At 73.0% G+C, this 18,094-nt stretch carries 10 protein-coding genes; 4 read left to right on the top strand and 6 right to left on the bottom strand.

The features are described from left to right. Positions 1-76: 76 nt before the first annotated feature. Complete coding sequence (locus AS97_RS29660) at positions 77-319, top strand: mycoredoxin (protein ID WP_059145213.1); 243 nt, start codon at positions 77-79, stop codon at positions 317-319. Between the two features lies 1 nt (position 320). On the opposite strand, the gene nudC is transcribed toward AS97_RS29660, so the two are convergent. The 5 genes from nudC to AS97_RS29635 all read right to left on the bottom strand — a co-directional run bounded on the left by nudC (position 321) and on the right by AS97_RS29635 (position 10,388). Next, a complete protein-coding gene (gene nudC / locus AS97_RS29655) occupies positions 321-1,256 on the bottom strand; it encodes an NAD(+) diphosphatase (RefSeq protein WP_086706777.1) in 936 nt (311 codons plus the stop codon). A gap of 51 nt (positions 1,257-1,307) precedes the next feature. After that, the gene (locus tag AS97_RS29650) at positions 1,308-2,711 is read right to left on the bottom strand and encodes a M20/M25/M40 family metallo-hydrolase (RefSeq protein WP_059145215.1); all 1,404 of its coding nucleotides are present in this window, start codon (positions 2,709-2,711) and stop codon (positions 1,308-1,310) included. A 54-nt stretch (positions 2,712-2,765) separates the two neighbouring features. Then, complete coding sequence (locus tag AS97_RS29645; protein WP_247204528.1) at positions 2,766-6,458, bottom strand: UvrD-helicase domain-containing protein; 3,693 nt, start codon at positions 6,456-6,458, stop codon at positions 2,766-2,768. An 86-nt stretch (positions 6,459-6,544) separates the two neighbouring features. Further along, on the bottom strand, positions 6,545-9,763 hold the full coding sequence (locus AS97_RS29640) for an ATP-dependent DNA helicase (RefSeq protein WP_247204836.1): 3,219 nt from the start codon (positions 9,761-9,763) through the stop codon (positions 6,545-6,547). A gap of 235 nt (positions 9,764-9,998) precedes the next feature. Further along, entirely contained in the window at positions 9,999-10,388 is a 390-nt protein-coding gene (locus AS97_RS29635; protein ID WP_086706774.1) for an MGMT family protein, read from the bottom strand. A gap of 221 nt (positions 10,389-10,609) precedes the next feature. On the opposite strand from AS97_RS29635, the gene AS97_RS29630 reads away from it, so the two are divergent. The 3 genes from AS97_RS29630 (at position 10,610) to AS97_RS29620 (ending at position 16,715) form a co-directional block, all read left to right on the top strand. Continuing rightward, entirely contained in the window at positions 10,610-13,363 is a 2,754-nt protein-coding gene (locus AS97_RS29630; protein WP_059145218.1) for a lysylphosphatidylglycerol synthase transmembrane domain-containing protein, read from the top strand. A gap of 142 nt (positions 13,364-13,505) precedes the next feature. After that, complete coding sequence (locus AS97_RS29625) at positions 13,506-15,014, top strand: alpha/beta hydrolase (RefSeq protein WP_210565959.1); 1,509 nt, start codon at positions 13,506-13,508, stop codon at positions 15,012-15,014. Positions 15,015-15,110: 96 nt separating this feature from the next. Further along, a complete protein-coding gene (locus AS97_RS29620; protein WP_210565958.1) occupies positions 15,111-16,715 on the top strand; it encodes an alpha/beta hydrolase in 1,605 nt (534 codons plus the stop codon). 143 nt (positions 16,716-16,858) lie between these two features. Here AS97_RS29620 and moeZ read toward each other — a convergent pair whose 3' ends face one another. Further along, positions 16,859-18,037 (bottom strand): adenylyltransferase/sulfurtransferase MoeZ, encoded by a 1,179-nt coding sequence (moeZ, locus tag AS97_RS29615; protein WP_086711489.1) that lies wholly within the window; start codon positions 18,035-18,037, stop codon positions 16,859-16,861. Positions 18,038-18,094 lie beyond the last annotated feature (57 nt).

Genomic DNA, 18,094 nt, shown 5'->3' with positions numbered 1-18,094 from the left:
ATACCGGGAATGACCGGCGGAAGGTGAGCGTTCACCTTCTGCCCACCCACCACGACCCCGAGGAGAGCGAAGACCGATGTCCGGCACTGTGACGATGTACAGCACCACCTGGTGCGGCTACTGCCGCCGCCTGAAGGGGCAGATGGACCGCGAGGGCATCGCCTACACCGAGATCAACATCGAGCAGGACCCGGAGTCCGCGGCCTTCGTCGAGAAGGCGAACGGTGGCAACCAGACGGTGCCGACCGTCCTCTTCCCCGATGGGTCGACCCTGACCAACCCGTCCCTGGCACAGGTCAAGGCCAGGGTCGGCGTCTGAGTCAGCCCCGCGGCAGCGGCTCGCCGTACCAGAGCTCGATCAGCCGGGCCGCGATCGAGATACCGGACGGAGGCAGGACCTCTCCGGACTCGATCGCGGCCCGCAGGTCGTCCCGGGAGAACCAGCGCGCCTCGTGGATCTCCTCCCCGTCCACCTGGATCAGGGAGGACGTGGCCTGCGCCATGAAGCCGAGCATCAGGCTGGACGGGAACGGCCACGGCTGGCTGGCCACGTACTCGACCTCGCCGACCGTGACGCCCGCCTCCTCCGCCACCTCGCGGACCACGGCCTGCTCGATCGACTCACCCGGCTCCACGAAGCCCGCCAGCGTCGAGAAGCGCCCCTCCGGCCAGTGCACCTGGCGCCCCAGCAGCGCACGGTCCTGCTCGTCCCGCACCAGCATGATCACGGCGGGGTCGGTCCGCGGGTAGTGCTCGGCCCCGCACGCGGGGCAGCGGCGGATATGGCCCGCCGCCGCGATCACCGTGCGCTCACCGCAGCGTGAGCAGAAGCGGTGCAGCCGCTGCCAGTTCTCCAGCGCGACCGCGTGCACCAGCAGCCCCGCGTCGCGCTCGGACAGCAGCGCGCCCGCCTCGCGCAGCCCGGCGGGGCGTGCCGACTGGTCCATCCGCCCCGGCAGGGAGTCCTTCTGCAGCGCGAAGTAGCGCACGCCCTCCTCGTCGGTGCCCAGGAAGTAGCGGTGGGTCTCGGTGGGCGGGGCCTCGAAGGACGGGGTCATGACGAGTTCGGTGCGGCCGTCCGGGGTGTCGTCGACCAGGGCCTGGCCGCCGGAGACCACGAAGACACGCGTCGTCGGGTGGCTCCACGCCGCCGCCAGCCACGCCTCGTCCAGGCGGTGATGCGCGGAGCGGTCGATGCCGCTCGGGGCAGCGAGCGTGATCGGCCGGTCGGTGGCGTGGTCGGTCCAGGTGGTCACGGTTGCTTCCAACTCCCCCAGCGAAATGGGTGGTTTACGTACATAAGCGAGCTATTCCCGTCCGTTCTCGGCGAGATCGTCCCAGAGATGGGCGGCCGTCTCGGCCCCCTTCATGAGCAGGCCGAGCTCGACCTTCTCGTTGGGCGCGTGCCAGCCGTCGGACGGCACCGAGATGCCCAGGAAGAGCACCGGGGCGCCGAGGACGTCCTGGAGATCGGCGGCGGGGCCCGATCCGCCCTCTCGGGTGAAGCGGATCTCCTGGCCGAAGGCGCGCCCCATGGCCCGGACGACGGACTGGAGCGCGGGGTGGTCCAGCGGGGTCAGACAGGGGCGGGTGGCGCCCCAATAGGTGATCTCATGGCGGATACCGGCCGGCAGTTGGGCGGCGACCCAGTCCCGCACGGCCGCCTGGACCTTCTCCACGTCCTGGCCGGCCACCAGCCGGAAGGACAGCTTCAGCTGGGCGGCCGAGGGCACGATGGTCTTTCCGCCCGGCCCCTGGTAGCCCCCGCCGATGCCGTTGACCTCGGCGGTCGGACGGGCCCAGATCCGCTCCAGGGTGGAGTACCCCGCCTCGCCGAGCGTGGCCCGCGAATGCGCGGTCCGCAGCCAGCCCGCCTCGTCGAAGGGCAGCTCGGCGAAGAGCGCGCGCTCGCGGCCGGTCAGCTCCACGACGCCGTCGTAGAAGCCGGGGATCGCCACCTTACGGTCGGCGTCGTGCAGTGCGGCGGCCAGACGGGCGGCCTCGGTGGCCGGGTTGGGGACCGCGCCGCCGAAGGAACCGGAGTGGATGTCCTGGCCGGGGCCATGGAGATCGATCTGGCAGTCGACGAGGCCCCGCATGCCGGTGCAGACGGTCGGGGTGTCCTCGGACCACATCCCGGTGTCGGAGACGATCACGGTGTCGCAGGCCAGCCGGTCGGCGTGCGCGCGGATCAGCTCGGGGAAGTGCGGGGAGCCGGACTCCTCCTCGCCCTCGATCAGCAGCTTGAGGTTCACCGCGGGTGCGCCGCGGCCGGTCACGGAAAGGTGTGCCCGTATCCCCAGGGTGTGGAAGAGGACCTGCCCCTTGTCGTCGGCGGCGCCGCGGCCGTAGAGCCTGCCGTCCTCGATGACGGGCTCGAAGGGGTCGGTGCGCCAGCCGTCCTCGCGGTCGGCGGGCTGGACGTCGTGGTGACCGTAGACGAGCACCGTAAGGGCGTCGGGATCGCCGGACGGCCACTCGGCGAAGACGGCCGGGGCGCCCGGTGTGTCCCATATCTCAGCCACCGGGAAGCCCGTCGCGGCCAGGTGGTCCCTCAGCCACTGGGCGCTGCGCCGGACGTCGTCGGCGCGGGCCGGGTCGGCGGATACGGACGGGATGCGCAGCCACTCGGAGAGTTCGGCGAGAAAGGCGGCGCGATGGCTGTCCACATAGGCGCGGACGGCGTTGTCCGTGTCCGGGGTGTTGCTCATGGATGTGAGCCTATCCGGCCCGCGGCGGGACGCGGGCGGGGGCCTCCGGGGCGTTCATGAGCGCTCGCTCTCGGTGGCGGTTTCGACGTCGATACGGTCATTCCCGGTCGCGCCCTCGTCCACGGCCCCATCCCCGGCCACGCTCACCTCCCCGTCCCCCGGCTCGCCTTGCGGCCCGCCGCCGGTCCCGCCGCCCGGCTCGCCGAGCAGGACGCGCTCGAGCCCCGCCCGGCCGGGCAGCCCGGCGGGGCGCACGACCTCACCGCTGCGTACGTACACGAACGCCGCCGTGACCGCCGACAGGGGCAGCCCATGCTGCTCGGCCCAGGCCAGGCGGTAGATGGCCAGCTGGAGCGGGTCGGCGTCCTGGGAGCGGCCGGTCTTCCAGTCGACGATCTCGTAGCGCGGGCCGCCGTCGGAGCCCGTCCCCGACGAGCGGTACACCGCGTCGATCCGGCCGCGGATGATGCGGCCCGCCAGAGTCAGCTGGACCGGCACCTCCACGCGGTAAGGGGTGCGACGGGCGTACGGCGTGCGCGCGAACGCCTCCTTGAGCGCGGTCAGCTCCCGCTCGTCGGCGATCTCCGCGTCGTCTTCCTCGCCACCCGGTAGCTCATCCGGGCCGAGGAAGGGCAGCGACAGCGCCTCGAAGCGCGCTTCGACCCAGGCGTGGAAGCGGGTGCCGCGCCGTGCGGCGGGGCGCGGCGGCCGGGGCATGGGGCGGGCCAGCTCCCGTGCGAAGCCGTCCGGATCGGCGGCGAGACGCAGCAGCTGGGAGGCGGTGAGCGTCCCCGGCAGGGGCACCTCGTGCACGGTTTCGCGGGCGCGGCGCAGCTCCCCGGCGAGCGCGTCCAGATCGCGGTCCCAGGAACTGGCCAGCCGGGCCTCCTCGGGCGCCAGCCCGTCCTCGGCTGGCTCTCGCGTGATATCCGGCACACCTGGTTCCGGTGCGCCGTAAGGATCGAGGCGCGGGCCGTCGCCGTACGGCTCGTCCTCGTACGGCTCGTACGGCTCGTACGGGTCGTCGGCCGCCTCGCCGTACGGGCCCTCGTCCGCGTCCTCGTACGACGCCTCGTAAGGGCCCTCCGGAGGCTCGGGCCACTCCGGATCCTCCAGGAACTCGGGCTCCTCCGGGGGCGCCAGGTCGTCCGGGGGCTCCGGGAACGGGTCCCCGTCAGCCGAAGGGCGCCCCCCGTCATGCGCGGTCGGCCCCTCCCCCGCCGTCTCGATGCGCGCCAGATGGGCGAGCACCACCTCGGCGGCGCGGCGCCGGTGGCGCAGCGCGGCCGGGTCCAGGGGAAGCGGCCAGGCCCGGTCGGCCGCCGACTCCCGCAGGGCCGGGTTCTCCGCGCCCTCCTCCGGCGGCTCGGCCCACGCCTCGACCTCGCCGTACCCCGCCTCACAGTGCTCGCGCAGCGCGTCCAGGAAGGCCGACGGGCCGCGCGGCCGCTTCTGGGTGGGGCCCCACCAGTGGCCGGAGCCCAGCAGCAGCGACCGCGGCCGGGTGAAGGTCACATAGCCCAGCCGGAGCTCCTCGGTCCGCTGATGCCCCTTCATGGCGTCCTTGAAGGCCGCGATCCCCTTGCTGTCCCAGGCGGTGACGTCCGGGAGGGTCCGCGCGTCCCCGCGCAGCTCATGCGGCAGGACCCTCGCGTTCGCCGTCCAGGACTCGCGGGACTGTTCGCTCGGGAACTGCTTGGCCACCAGCCCCGGCACCGCCACCACATCCCACTCCAGCCCCTTGGACTTGTGGGCGGTGAGCACCTTGACCGTGTTCTCGCCGCCGGGGAGGGCGTTGTCGAGCCCCTTCTCGTACCGCGCGGCGGTGCGCAGAAAGCCGAGGAAGCCCTGCAGGGTGGCCTCGCCCTCCACGGCCGCGCCGCCTTCGCGGCCCGCGAAGGCGGCCGCGACGTCCAGGAAGTTGCCGAGCGTCTCGCGGCGGCGCGCGGCCAGGGCGTGCGGTGAGGCGGACAGCTCGACCTCGAGGCCCGTGGTTGCCAGGACCCGGTGGAGCACGTCCATCAGCGGGTCGGCCAGTGTGCGGCGCAGTTCGCGGAGTTCGGCGGCGAGCCGGGCGAACCGGATCCGTGCCTCGGCCGAGAAGGGCAGCCCGTCGTCCGGGCCGCCGCCCGCCTCCAGGAAGGTGTCGAGCGCGTCGGCCAGGGAGATCACCTCGGAGGGGTCGGTGCCCTCGACGGCCTCGGCGAGCCGTAGATCCGGATCGTCCGCCGCACCGTCCGGCCCGCCGTAGGAGACCAGCGCGCGGGCGCGGCGGCCCAGCAGCGCGAGGTCGCGGGGGCCGATCCGCCAGCGCGGCCCGGTGAGCAGACGGACCAGCGCCGCGTTGGCCCCCGGGTCCTGGAGGACCTCGCAGACGGCCACCAGATCGGCGACCTCCGGCAGATGCAGCAGCCCCGACAGGCCCACCACCTCCACCGGGACATCCCGCTCCACCAGGGCTCCCTGGATCTGCGCGAAGTCACCCGCCGTACGGCACAGGACCGCGATCTCACCGGGCGGGGTGCCGGTGCGCACCAGGTGGGCGATGGAGTCGGCGAGCCAGGCCAGCTCCTCGGCGTGGGTGGGCAGCAGCGCACAGCGCACCGCTCCGTCCCGCTCGGCGCCGGGCGCGGGGCGCAGCGCCTCGACGCCCTCGTGCATCGCGCGCAGCGGGGCGGCCAGCCCATTGGCGAGGTCCAGGAGGCGGCCGCCGCTGCGGCGGTTCTCGCTGAGCGCGAAGCGCCGCGCCGGGCTGCCGTCCGCGTGCGGGAAGTGCTCGGGGAAGTCGTCCAGGTTGGCCACGGAGGCGCCGCGCCAGCCGTAGATGGCCTGACAGGGGTCGCCCACGGCGGTGACGGGGTGTCCGGTGCCGCCGCCGAAGAGACCGGACAGCAGCAGCCGCTGGGCGACCGAGGTGTCCTGGTACTCGTCGAGCAGGACGACCGCGAACTGCTCGCGCAGGATCCGGCCGACCTCCGGGTGGTCGAGGGCCAGGGTGGCCGAATGGGCGATCTGGTCGCCGAAGTCGAGCAGATCGCGGCGCCGCTTCTCCTCGCGGTACGCCTCCACCAGGCCCAGCAATTCCTGGCGGGCGTGGGCGGCCTCGGGCACCTTGCGCAGCGCCTCGTTGGTGAGCCGCGCCCCCTCCAGCGTCCGCAGCAGCTCGGTGTCGTACGCGCGCAGCCGCCCGGCGGGAACGAGGTGCTCGGCGAGCTCGGCGTCGAGCGCGAGCAGATCGGTGACCAGGTCGGAGAAGGGGCGGGTGAGCGCCGGATACGGGCCGGGGGCCGAGCGCAGGACGCGCGCGGCGAGCTGGAAGCGGGTGGCGTCGGCGAGCAGCCGGGCGCTCGGCTCCAGTCCGACGCGCAGCCCGTGGTCCTTGAGCAGCTGTCCGGCGAAGGCGTGGTACGTGGAGATGACGGGCTCGCCCGCGGCCTCCTCGGTGGCGCCCGGATCCGGGTCCTGGTCCACGATGCCCGCCGTGACGAGGGCCTTACGGACCCGCTCGGCCAGCTCTCCGGCGGCCTTGTTGGTGAACGTGAGGCCGAGCACCCGGTCGGGCGCGACCTGTCCGGTGCCGACCAGCCAGACGACGCGGGCGGCCATCACCGTGGTCTTGCCGGAGCCCGCCCCGGCGACGATCACTTGCGGGGCGGGCGGTGCGGTGATGCACTCCACCTGCTCCGGGGTGAACGGGATCCCGAGGAGTTCCTTGAGCTCCTCGGGATCGGTGATGCGGGCTGACACTCCAGTGAGGCTATCGGTGCCCACCGACATGCCCCGCCACCCCGGTCAACGGCCGCCCTGAGGTGCGGGCCCGGTACGCGAAAGCGTCAGTCGACCACATGGCGCCCCTCCGCCCGGGCGCTGCACGCGCCGCGGAAGGCGCAGCGCTCGCAGTGGTCGCCCGTGGTCGGGGTGAACCGCTCGTCGAGAACGCGCCCGGCCGCGGTGGCGAGCAGCTGCCCCACCCACTCCCCGTCCGGCGGCTCCTGGGCCTGGACCTTGGGGACGTCGTCGCCGCCGTCCTTCTTGGCGGCGCCCTGCCGCAGCTGGACGAGCTCCGCGCCGCCCGGCTCGGGGCGCTCGCCGTCGAAGAGGTCGTCGACGGCACCCTCGCGCACCGCCAGCTGATAGGCCGCCAGCTGGGGATGGTGCTCGACATCGCCGCGGGTCACGGCCTGCTTGCCGGTCTTGAAGTCGACGACGTAGGCACGCCCCTCGCCATCCGTCTCGACGCGGTCCATGCTGCCGCGGATGCGCACCTTATAGACGTCGGCTTCGAGCGTGACGTCGAAGGAGTGCTCGGTGGCGACCGGGGTGCGGCCGCCGCGCTCCATCACATGCCAGTGCAGAAAGCGCTCCAGGGCGGCTCGCGCCTGCTCCTTCTCCTGCCGTGACTTCCAGGGCGCGTCGAAGGCGAGCGCGTCCCATACGGAGTCCAGGCGCTCCATGAGGACCGCGAGATCGGCCGGGGTGCGGCCGGATGCGACCTCGTCGGCCAGCACGTGCACGACGTTGCCGAAGCCCTGGGCGGCCGTCGAGGGCGCGTCCGCCTTCACCTCGCGCCCCAGGAACCACTGGAGCGAGCAGGTGTTGACGAGCTGGTCGAGCGCGCTGCCGGACAGCGCCACGGGCCGGTCCCGGTCGCGCAGCGGAACCTCGCTGTGGGTCGGCTCGTGCAGCCCCCACCAGCGGTGCGGGTGGGCGGCCGGGACCAGCGGCCGGCCCTCCTCGTCGCGCAGCGCCGCGAGCCGCGCCAGCCGGCGCGCGGCGGCGTCGCGCAGTGCCTCCGAGGCGTCCGGGTCGACGGTGGTGGCGCGCAGCTCGGCGACGAGCGCGGCGACGGACAGCGGGCGGCGCGGCCGCTGGGTGACGTCGGTGGGCGGGACGCCCAGTTCGGCGAGGAAACGGGAGGGCTGGTCCCCGTCCTCGGAGGCGGCCTTGACGGCGGTGACCACGAGCCGCTCCTTCGCGCGGGTCGCCGCCACATAGAACAGCCGCCGCTCCTCGGCCAGCAGCGCGCCCGGCGGCAGCGGCTCGGCCAGCCCGTCCCGGCCGATCCGGTCGGCCTCCAGGAGTGAGCCGCGCCGCCGCAGATCGGGCCACAGCCCCTCCTGCACCCCCGCGACGACCACCAGGGCCCATTCGAGCCCCTTGGAGCGGTGGGCGGTCATCAGCCGTACGGCGTCGGGGCGGACCATCCGGCGGGAGAGGGTGTCGGCGGCGATGTCCTGGGCGTCGATCTCCTCCAGGAAGTTGAGGGCGCCGCGGCCGCCGGTGCGCTCCTCGGCCCGGGCGGCGGTCTCGAACAGCGCGCACACCGCGTCGAGGTCGCGGTCCGCGTTCCGCCCGGCGGTGCCGCCGCGCTGCGCGGCCCGCTCCAGCCGGCCGGGCCAGGAGGTGCCGTCCCACAGCTGCCACAGCGCCTGTTCGGCAGTGCCGCCCCGGGCCAGCGCCTCCCGGGCGGTGCGCAGCAGCAGCCCGAGCCGCTGGGCGCCGCGTGCGTACGCCGGGTCGTGGACGGCCAGTCGCTCCGGCTCGGCGAGCGCCTCGGCGAGCAGGACGTCGGAGGGGCGCGGCACGGCCCGCCCGGCAGACCGCTCCTCCTCGCGCAGCGCGCGGCCCAGGCGGCGCAGATCGGCGGCGTCCATGCCCCCGAGGGGCGAGGTGAGGAGGGTCAGGGCGGTCTCGACGCCGAGGACCGCGGACAGCCCGCCGCTGTCCGGCAGCGCGGCCGTGGCGGCGGCCCGCAGCGCGGTCAGCAGGGGGGCCACGGCGGGCTCATGACGCAGCGGGATGTCATCGCCGTCCACCTCGACGGGGACTCCCGCCGAGGTGAGTGCCCGGCGCACACCGGGGATCGAGCGCCCCCCGGCGCGCACCAGGACGGCCATCTCGCGCCACGGCACCCCGTCCTCCAGATGGGCGCGGCGCAGGATGTCGGCGATGTTGTCGAGCTCGGCGCCCGCGGTGGGGTACGTGTACGCCTCGACGCGGCCGCCGTCGCGGACGGCCGCGAGCTCCCGATGCGCCCTTACGGCTCGCGCGGGCAGCCGGGCGAGCGGCATCCGGCCGGTGATCCGCCGGGTGGCCGCGAGCAGGGCGGCCCCCGAGCGGCGGGAGACGGTGAGGACCTCCATGTCGGCGGGCCGGCCGTCCGCCCGCGGGAAGTCCTCGCGGAAGCGGAGGATGCCGCCCACGTCGGCGCCGCGGAAGGCGTAGATCGACTGATCGGGGTCGCCGAAGGCGAGCAGGGTCCTGCCGCCGCCCGCGAGCGCCCCCAGCAGCCGGCCCTGGGCCACGTCGGTGTCCTGGTACTCGTCGACGAACACGGCGTCGTACCGCCCCGCCAGCTCGGCCGCGACCTCCGGCCGCCCGGCGAGCAGCACCGCGCGGTGCACCAGCTCCGCGTAGTCCAGCACCCCCTGGGCGTCCAGGACGTCGAGGTACTCGGCGAGGAAACCGGCCGCGGCGGACCAGTCGGGGCGCCCGGTGCGCTCGGCGAACTCCCCCAGCGCCCGTGGGCCCAGGCCCAGCTCCCGGCTGCGGGCGAGCACCGCGCGCACTTCGTCGGCGAAGCCCCGCGTGGTCAGGCAGGCGCGCAGGTCGTCGGGCCAGCGGACGAAGGCCCGGCCCTCGCGCGCCAGCTCGGCCTGCCCGGCGAGCAGCTCCCTGACGACGACGTCCTGCTCGGGTCCGGAGAGCAGCCGCAGCGGATCGACGAAGAGGTCGACGTCCTGGTGGGCGCGGACCAGGGCGTAGCAGTAGGAGTGGAAGGTCGTGGCCCGCGGGGCGCTCGCGCCGCCCAGGCGCGAGGCCATGCGGTCGCGCAGCTCGACGGCGGCCTTACGGCTGAAGGTGAGCACCAGGAGCCGCTCGGGGTCCGCGCCCTCGCGCACCCGGCGGGCCACCGCCTCCACGAGCGTCGTCGTCTTGCCCGTGCCGGGCCCGGCGAGCACCAGCAAAGGGCCGCCTCGATGCTCAACCACAGCGCGCTGCCGTGCGTCCAGGACAGGAAGGGTTCCTGGCTCCGGCCGATGGCGGAGCAGGCGGTAGACACCCGAGGCCGACTGCCGTGAGGAGGGCTGCCGCGCCTGCCGCTGCCGTGGAAGGGACGAGGGGGAGGAGCTCACGTTGGATCGCCGGTCCTGGTGGGTTGGCTGGGTGCGGGACAGCCTCTCATGCACGGCGGGGCCTCACCCGTATGGCTGTGGATACCTCCGGTACGACGGCCGCGGGCCCGGAACGCCACCGGCTGTGGTCGCGTCACCGCACGCGGCCCCACTACCGGCCGTGGTCCTGCCCGCCCCCGTCCCACCGCGCCCTGGCCATATCGATCCGCGGCGCGTGGCCCTCGGCCGAGCGTGCCGCCTCGCGCAGCGGGGTGCCCTCCTCGCGGTAGTGGTCAAGAGCGCGCAGCTCATGGCCGGGCAGCAGCACACCGTCCGCGCGCACCACCCGCCACCACGGCACGGCGCCCCCGTAGAGCGCCATCACCCGCCCCACCTGGCGCGGCCCGCCCTCCTCCAGCCATTCCGCGACGTCCCCGTAGGTCATCACCCGGCCGGAGGGAATCGACTCGGCCACCTCCAGCACCCGCTCGGCGTACTCGGGCAGCTCGTCGGCGCCGTCCCCGTCCGCCGGCTCCCTGCTCTCCCCACTCTCTCGGCTCATCCGCCTCATCCTGCCGCACCCCTCCGACAGCCGCGCCCACAGCCCCGCCGAGCGCCCCGCGAGCGGTGGCGAGGGGCCCGTCCGGGGGCGGATCGCGGTTCGATCACGCATTGTGCGGGCATCCTTAGCAGGGCGTACCATTCGGGCTCCACGTCCCCGAAATGCACCCTGATGCCCCCCTCCGCAGCCCGGGCATGCCACCATCTTCCGGGCGGTGATTGGTGATACGAGATCAAGAAGAGACGGCGAAGCAGCAGGGTGCGCAGCCTCCGGAGGAGGAGGCCCGCACCCCGGAGTCGTTGCCGCACTCCAAGGCGCCGTCCGGCGGCAGGCAGGAGCCCCCGGAGGCAGGGGATGACTGCGGCCCGGACGGACCGGAGGGCCATGTGGACCGGGTCTCCGGGGACGAGCCGCTGCTGCCCGCCCGTGTCCACCGCCCGGCCGATCTGCTACGGCTGCTGCTCGGGGTCCTCGGCATGGCCGTCGTCCTGGCCATCGCGGCCTTCGCCCACGGCACCACCGCGGGTCTGGAGAAGGACATCGGGCACGGCGCCAACCAGGCGCCCCCACTCCTGATCGACTTCGCGGGGCTCACGGCCGGGGTGGCCGTCCTCGTCCTGCCGGTGGCCTTCGCCTTCGAGCGGCTGATCAAACGGGACGGGCTGCGCATCGCCGACGGCGTGCTGGCCGCGGTGCTGGCCCACGGGGTGTCCCTCGCCACAGACCTCTGGGTCGCCAGGGCCGCCCCCGACTCGATCCGCGAAGCGCTCACCCAGCCCGCGCCCGGCGGCGCCTTCAGCGACCCCGTGCACGGCTATCTCGCCCCTGTGATCGCCTATATGACGGCCGTCGGCATGGCCCGGCGCCCGCGCTGGCGGGTGGCCATGTGGTGCGTCCTGCTGCTCGACGCCTTCGCGGTGCTCGTGGGCGGCTACACCACACCGTTCTCGATCATCCTTACGGTGCTCATCGGCTGGACGGTGGCCTACGGCACGCTCTACGCGGTCGGCTCCCCCAATGTGCGCCCCACGGGCCAGAACCTGCTCGGCGGGCTGCGCCGCGTCGGCTTCAACCCGGTCAGCGCCATGCGCGCCGAGGAGCCCGAGGACGAGCACGGCGGCCACGGCGACCGGAGCCGCCGCTATCTGGTCACCCTGGAGGACGGCCCGCCCCTGGACGTCACCGTGGTCGACCGCGAGCAGCAGGCCCAGGGCTTCTTCTACGGCGTCTGGCAGCGGCTGACCCTGCGGACGATCACCCCGCCCCGCAGCCTCCAGTCGCTGCGCCAGGCCCTGGAACAGGAGGCGCTGCTCGCCTACGCGGCCATCGCGGCCGGGGCCAACGCGGCCAAGCTGATCGCCACCTCCGAGCTGGGCCCGGACGCCGTGATGCTGGTCTACGAGCATGTCGCCGGGCGTCCGCTGCACGCCCTGCCGGACGAGGCGATCACCGACGAGCTGCTGGCCGGGGCCTGGCACCAGGTCCAGGCGCTCCAGTCGCGGCGCATCGCCCACCGGCGACTGGACAGCGACGCCCTCCTGGTCGACCGCAACGGCACGGTCATCCTTACCGATCTGCGCGGCGGTGAGATCGCCGCCGGTGACGTGGTGCTGCGGATGGACGTCGCACAGCTGCTGACCACCCTGGGCCTGCGCGTGGGCGCCGAGCGCTCCGTGGCCGCCGCGGTAGCGGTCCTCGGCCCCGACGCGGTCGCCGACAGCCTGCCGCTGCTGCAGCCCCTGGCGCTCGGCCGGGGCACCCGCGCGACCCTGCGACAGCTCGCGCGCGAGCGCGCCCAGCGCCAGCGGGACGCCGTCCTGGAGGCGTCCCATGCCGCCAAGGAGGCGCGGGAGGCCGAGGAGGCGCCCCAGGAGGCCGGGGCTCCGGAGGCGGCCACCAGCGACCGCAGGACCAGCAAGGCCGAGAAGCAGGCGGAGAAGCGCGCCATAGAGGAGGCGATGGAGGACGCCCGCGAGGAGGATCTGCTCTCCCAGATCCGGCAGCAGGTGCTGCTGGTGAGGCCGCAGGCGCCGATAGAGCCCGAGCGGCTGGAGCGCATCAAGCCGCGCACCCTGGTCAGCTTCTGCGCGGGGGCCTTCGCCGCGTACTTCCTGCTGTCCCAGTTCACCCATCTCAAGCTGGGCGCCCTGGTCGGCGAGGCCAACTGGATCTGGGTCGTCTTCGCGCTCGTCTTCTCCGCGCTCACCTATCTGGCCGCGGCGCTGAGCCTGCTCGGCTTCGTCCCGGAGAAGGTGCCGCTGCCGCGGACGGTGCTGGCGCAGGTCGCCGCCTCGTTCGTGAAGCTGGTGGCGCCCGCGGCGGTCGGCGGCGTCGCCCTCAACACCCGCTTCCTGCAGCGCGCGGGGGTGCGGCCGGGGCTCGCGGTGGCCAGCGTGGGCGCCTCCCAGCTGTTCGGGCTCGCCAGCCATATCGTGCTGCTGCTGACCTTCGGCTATATCACCGGCACCGAGCGCACCCCGGCGCTCTCGCCGTCCCGGACCGTGATCGCCGGGCTGCTGACGGCCGCCGTTCTGGTCCTGGTGGTGACCGCGATCCCCGTCCTGCGGAAGTTCGTGTCCACCCGGGTGCGGTCGCTGTTCGCGGGCGTCGTCCCGCGCATGCTGGATGTGCTGCAGCGGCCCAAGAAGCTGCTCACCGGCATCGGCGGCACCCTGCTGCTGACCGCGGCCAACGTGATGTGCCTCGACGCGTCGATCCGCGCGTTCGGCGGCGAGCTGAGCTACGCGAGCATCGCGGTCGTCTTCCTCGCGGGCAACGCCCTGGGGTCGGCGGCGCCCACGCCCGGCGGTGTGGGCGCGGTCGAGGCCGCCCTGATCGCGGGTCTGACCTTCGCCGGGCTGCCGTACGAGACCGCGGCGCCCGCGGTGCTGCTCTTCCGGCTGATGGTCTTCTGGCTGCCGGTGCTGCCCGGCTGGGTGGCCTTCACCCACCTCACCCGCAAAGAGGCGCTGTAGGGGCCCTGGACGCCCCGCCGGAACCCTCCCGCGGCCACCCGGCCCCCGGCCACCCGTCTCACCCGTACGCCCCCGCTGTGCGCGCGCGGGGCGCCCGCCGCCCGCAGGATGGCGATACGCCGCCACCCCCGGGAGGGCCGCCGTGTCCCGACCTCTGCGCCTCGGTGCGCTGTCCACCGCTCTGCTGCTGGCCGTCCTGGCCGCCGGATGCGGTGGCGGCGGCGGACGGCCGGACACCTCGGCCCGTCAGAAGCTGGACTGGTCCAGCTGCCCCGCCCCCTCCCCGGACCAGGACGCGGCCGCCACCAAGGCCCCGGGCGGGCAGTGGGAGTGCGCGACGCTCCACGCGCCGCTGGACTACCGCAAGCCGCACGGCCGGACCATCGGCATCGCCATGATCCGCGCCAAGGCCACCGACCGGCGCCACCGGATCGGCTCGCTCATCTTCAACTTCGGCGGCCCCGGCGGTTCCGGCGTGGCCACCCTCCCGGCCCTTGCCAACAGCTACAAGCAGCTGCGCACCCGCTACGACCTGGTGAGCTTCGACCCGCGCGGGGTCGGCCGCAGCAGCGGGGTGCGCTGCCTGGGGGACCGACAGCTCGACGCCTACTACGCCGCCGACTCCACCCCGGACAACAAGGCCGAGGTGAAGAGCCAGCTCCGCCGGGTCAAGATCTACGCCGCCGCCTGCGAGAAGAACTCCGGCCCGGTCCTGCCCTATGTCGGCACCACCAACGCCGCCCGGGACATGGACCTCATGCGGAGCGTCCTCGGCGACAAGAGGATGCACTACTTCGGCGTCTCCTACGGCACCGAACTCGGCGGCGTCTACGCCCATCTGTTCCCGAAGAGGGTGGGGCGGGCCCTCTTCGACGGGGTCGTGGACCCCATGCAGACACCCGAGCAGGGCGCGCTCGCCCAGGCCAAGGGGTTTCAGCGCGCCCTGAACGACTACCTGAAGGCATGCACCAAGACCACCGTCTCCAGCTGCCCCACCCAGCCCCGGATCCGCACGCTGCTGAAGCGGCTCGACGGCCGCCCGGTGCGCGGCTACGGCGGCCGGAAACTGACCGAGTCCCTGGCCGACGGCGGCATCGCGCAGTCCCTGTACTCCCGGGACTACTGGCAGTACCTCACCCAGGGGATCGCGGGCGCCCAGCAGGGCGACGGCAGAATCCTGCTGGCCCTGGGCGACGCCTTGAACGGCCGCGGCCCGGACGGCCGCTACAGCACCCTGCAGTCCGCGCTGACCGCCATCACCTGCGCCGACTTCAAGCAGCGCTATACCGTCCCGGACATCGAGCGGAAGCTTCCCGCCTTCCGTAAGGTCTCCCCCGTCTTCGGCGACATGATGGCGTGGGGCCTGACGCAGTGCACCGACTGGCCGGTCCGCGGCGCCTGGACCACACCCGACGTCAGCGCCAAGGGGGCCGCCCCGATCCTGGTCGTCGGCAACACCGGTGACCCGGCCACCCCGTACGAGGGTGCGGGGCGGATGGCGAAGGAGCTGGGGCCCGGGGTCGGGGTCGAGCTCACCTATAAGGGCGAGGGCCATGGGGCGTACGACGGCGGCAACGCCTGCGTCCGAAAGACCGTCAACGCCTATCTGCTGCAGGGCAAGGTGCCGGAGAAGGGCAAGGTCTGCGGCTAGACGCGGGTCCGCGCCCGGGCCCGCCGCGCGAACCGTGACGGCGTTGAGAAGAAGTACGGACGATTCCGCCCCCGCCTTCTCATAGGATCTCCTGATATGCCGAGTTCCCCACGCACCATACGGACCAGGGCGCTGGTCTCCATGACCGCCATGGTCGCCCTCATCACCGTCGCGGGCTGCGACGGAGACGGGGGAAGCGAACAGGGCAGGGCCTCGGCCAAGCCCTCGGCGCCGGCCCCGGCCGCGCCCTCGGGCTCCGAGCTGCCGGGCTCGCTCACCGCTCAGAAGCTCAACTGGTCGTCCTGCCCTGCCCCGACCGCGATCCAGGGCACCGGTGAGAAGCCGGGAGGCGAGTGGGAATGCGCCACGCTCAAGGCACCGCTGGACTACGCGAAGCCCAAGGGCGAGACGATCGATCTGGCCATGATCCGGGCCAAGGCCAAGGGGCCGGACAGGCGCATCGGCTCCCTGGTGTTCAATTTCGGCGGCCCCGGCGGCTCCGGTGTCTCCTCGCTCCCCGGTTTCGCCGCCGCCTACGACACCTTGCGCACCCGCTATGACCTGGTGAGCTTCGATCCGCGCGGGGTCGGGGAGAGCGCCGGGGTGACCTGTCAGAGCGACAAGCGGATCGACGCCTCCGACTCCGTCGACGGCACTCCGGACGACGACGCCGAGGTCAAGACAGCGATGGCGGACGCCAAGGCGTTCATCAAGGGCTGCCAGAAGCGTTCCGGCACGGTGCTCGCCCATGTGGACACCGTGAGCGCCGCCCGCGACATGGACCTCATGCGGCAGGTGCTCGGCGACGACAAGCTGTCGTACTTCGGCATCTCCTACGGCACCGAACTCGGCGGCGTCTACGCCCATCTCTTCCCCGGCCGGGTGGGACGCGCGGTCCTGGACGCCGTGGTCGACCCCACCGAGGACCCCGAGCAGGGCTCCTACGGCCAGGCGAAGGGGTTCCAGCTCGCGCTGGACAACTACCTCAAGGACTGCGCCAAGAAGGGCGCGGCCTGCCCGACCGGCGGCGACCCGGCGGCCGGCACGGACCGGATCGTCGACTTCCTGAAGCGGCTCGACAAGAAGCCGCTGTCCACCGAGAGCGGCCGCAAGCTCACCCAGGACGGGGCGCTGAGCGGTATCGCCGCCGCGCTCTACGACAAGGAGAGCTGGAAGTACCTGACGCTCGGGCTGCAGGAGGCGATCCAGCTCGACGAGGGCAATCTGCTGCTCGCCATGGCGGATTCGATGTCCGGCCGCGACGATGACGGCCACTACAGCAATATCAACGCCGCCAATGCCGCCATCAACTGCGTGGACGACAGGCAGCGTTACACGGTGACCGATGTGAAGGCGCAGCTGCCGCGCTTCCGTAAGGCGTCACCGGTCTTCGGCGAGTATCTGGCCTGGGGCCTGCTCGGCTGTACCGACTGGCCGGTGGAGGGCACCACGGACACCCCGGACGTCAGCGCCAAGGGCTCGGCGCCGATCCTCGTCGTCGGCAACACCGGCGACCCGGCCACCCCGTACGAGGGGGCGCGGAAGATGGTCAAGGAGCTGGGCGCGGGCGTGGGCGTCGAGGTCACCTACAAGGGGCAGGGCCATGGCGCGTACAACAGCGGCAACGCCTGTATGACGAAGACCGTGAACGCCTATCTGCTGGACGGGAAGGTGCCCGCGAGCGGTACGACCTGCCGGTAACACGATCTGCCGGTAAGGGGCTCCCGGAGCATGAGGCCGCCCGGATCGCCATAAGGGGCTCATGGAACGGCCAGGGGGCCGGATCGCCGTCGGCGCGGCGGTCCGGCCCCCTGGTGGTGCGCGGTGCGCGGTGCGTCAGGAGATCAGTAGACCGGCTTCTCGGGCTCGATCTGGTTGACCCAGCCGATCACGCCGCCGCCCACATGGACGGCGTCGGAGAAGCCCGCGGACTTCAGGACGGCCAGGACCTCCGCCGACCGGACACCCGTCTTGCAATGCAAGACGATCTTCTTGTCCTGCGGCAGGTCCTGGAGGGCGCCGCCCATCAGGAAGTCGTTCTTCGGGATCAGCCGGGCGCCGGGGATCGAGACGATCTCGTACTCGTTCGGCTCGCGGACATCGATGATGTCGATGCTCTCGCCGTCGTCGATCCACTCCTTGAGCTGCTTGGGAGTGATCGTCGAACCGGCCGCCGCCTCCTGGGCCTCCTCCGAGACCACACCGCAGAACGCCTCGTAGTCGATCAGCTCGGTGACGGTCGGGTTCGGACCGCAGACCGCGCAGTCGGGGTCCTTGCGGACCTTGACCTGGCGGTAGGTCATCTCCAGGGCGTCGTAGATCATCAGACGCCCGACCAGCGGGTCCCCGGTGCCGGTGAGCACCTTGATGGCCTCGGTGACCTGGATCGAGCCGATGGAGGCGCACAGCACGCCGAGCACGCCGCCCTCGGCGCAGGACGGGACCATGCCGGGGGGCGGGGGCTCCGGGTACAGGCAGCGGTAGCAGGGGCCGTGCTCGGACCAGAAGACCGACGCCTGGCCGTCGAAGCGGTAGATCGAACCCCAGACGTACGGCTTGTTCAGCAGCACGCACGCGTCGTTGACCAGATAGCGGGTGGCGAAGTTGTCGGTGCCGTCCACGATCAGGTCGTACTGGGAGAAGATCTCCATCACGTTGTCCGCCTCGAGGCGGCCCTCGTGCAGCACGACGTTGACGTACGGGTTGATGCCGAGGACCGAGTCACGGGCGGACTCCGCCTTGGGGCGGCCGATGTCCGCCTGGCTGTGGATGATCTGGCGCTGCAGATTGGACTCGTCGACCTCGTCGAACTCCACGATGCCGAGCGTGCCCACGCCGGCCGCGGCGAGGTACATCAGGGCCGGAGAGCCGAGGCCGCCCGCGCCCACACAGAGCACCTTGGCGTTCTTCAGCCGCTTCTGCCCGTCCATCCCGACATCCGGGATGATCAGATGGCGTGAGTACCTGCGGACCTCGTCGACGGTGAGCTCGGAAGCCGGCTCGACCAGCGGTGGCAGCGACACGGGGACTCCGTAAGGGAAGGGAGCAAACGGTTCACCCCCGCGTGAGCGGGGAGGTTT

The sequence above is a fragment of the Streptomyces sp. AgN23 genome (genome assembly GCF_001598115.1).
Taxonomy (GTDB): domain Bacteria; phylum Actinomycetota; class Actinomycetes; order Streptomycetales; family Streptomycetaceae; genus Streptomyces; species Streptomyces antimycoticus.
This window is presented reverse-complemented; position numbering and strand designations above follow the sequence as displayed.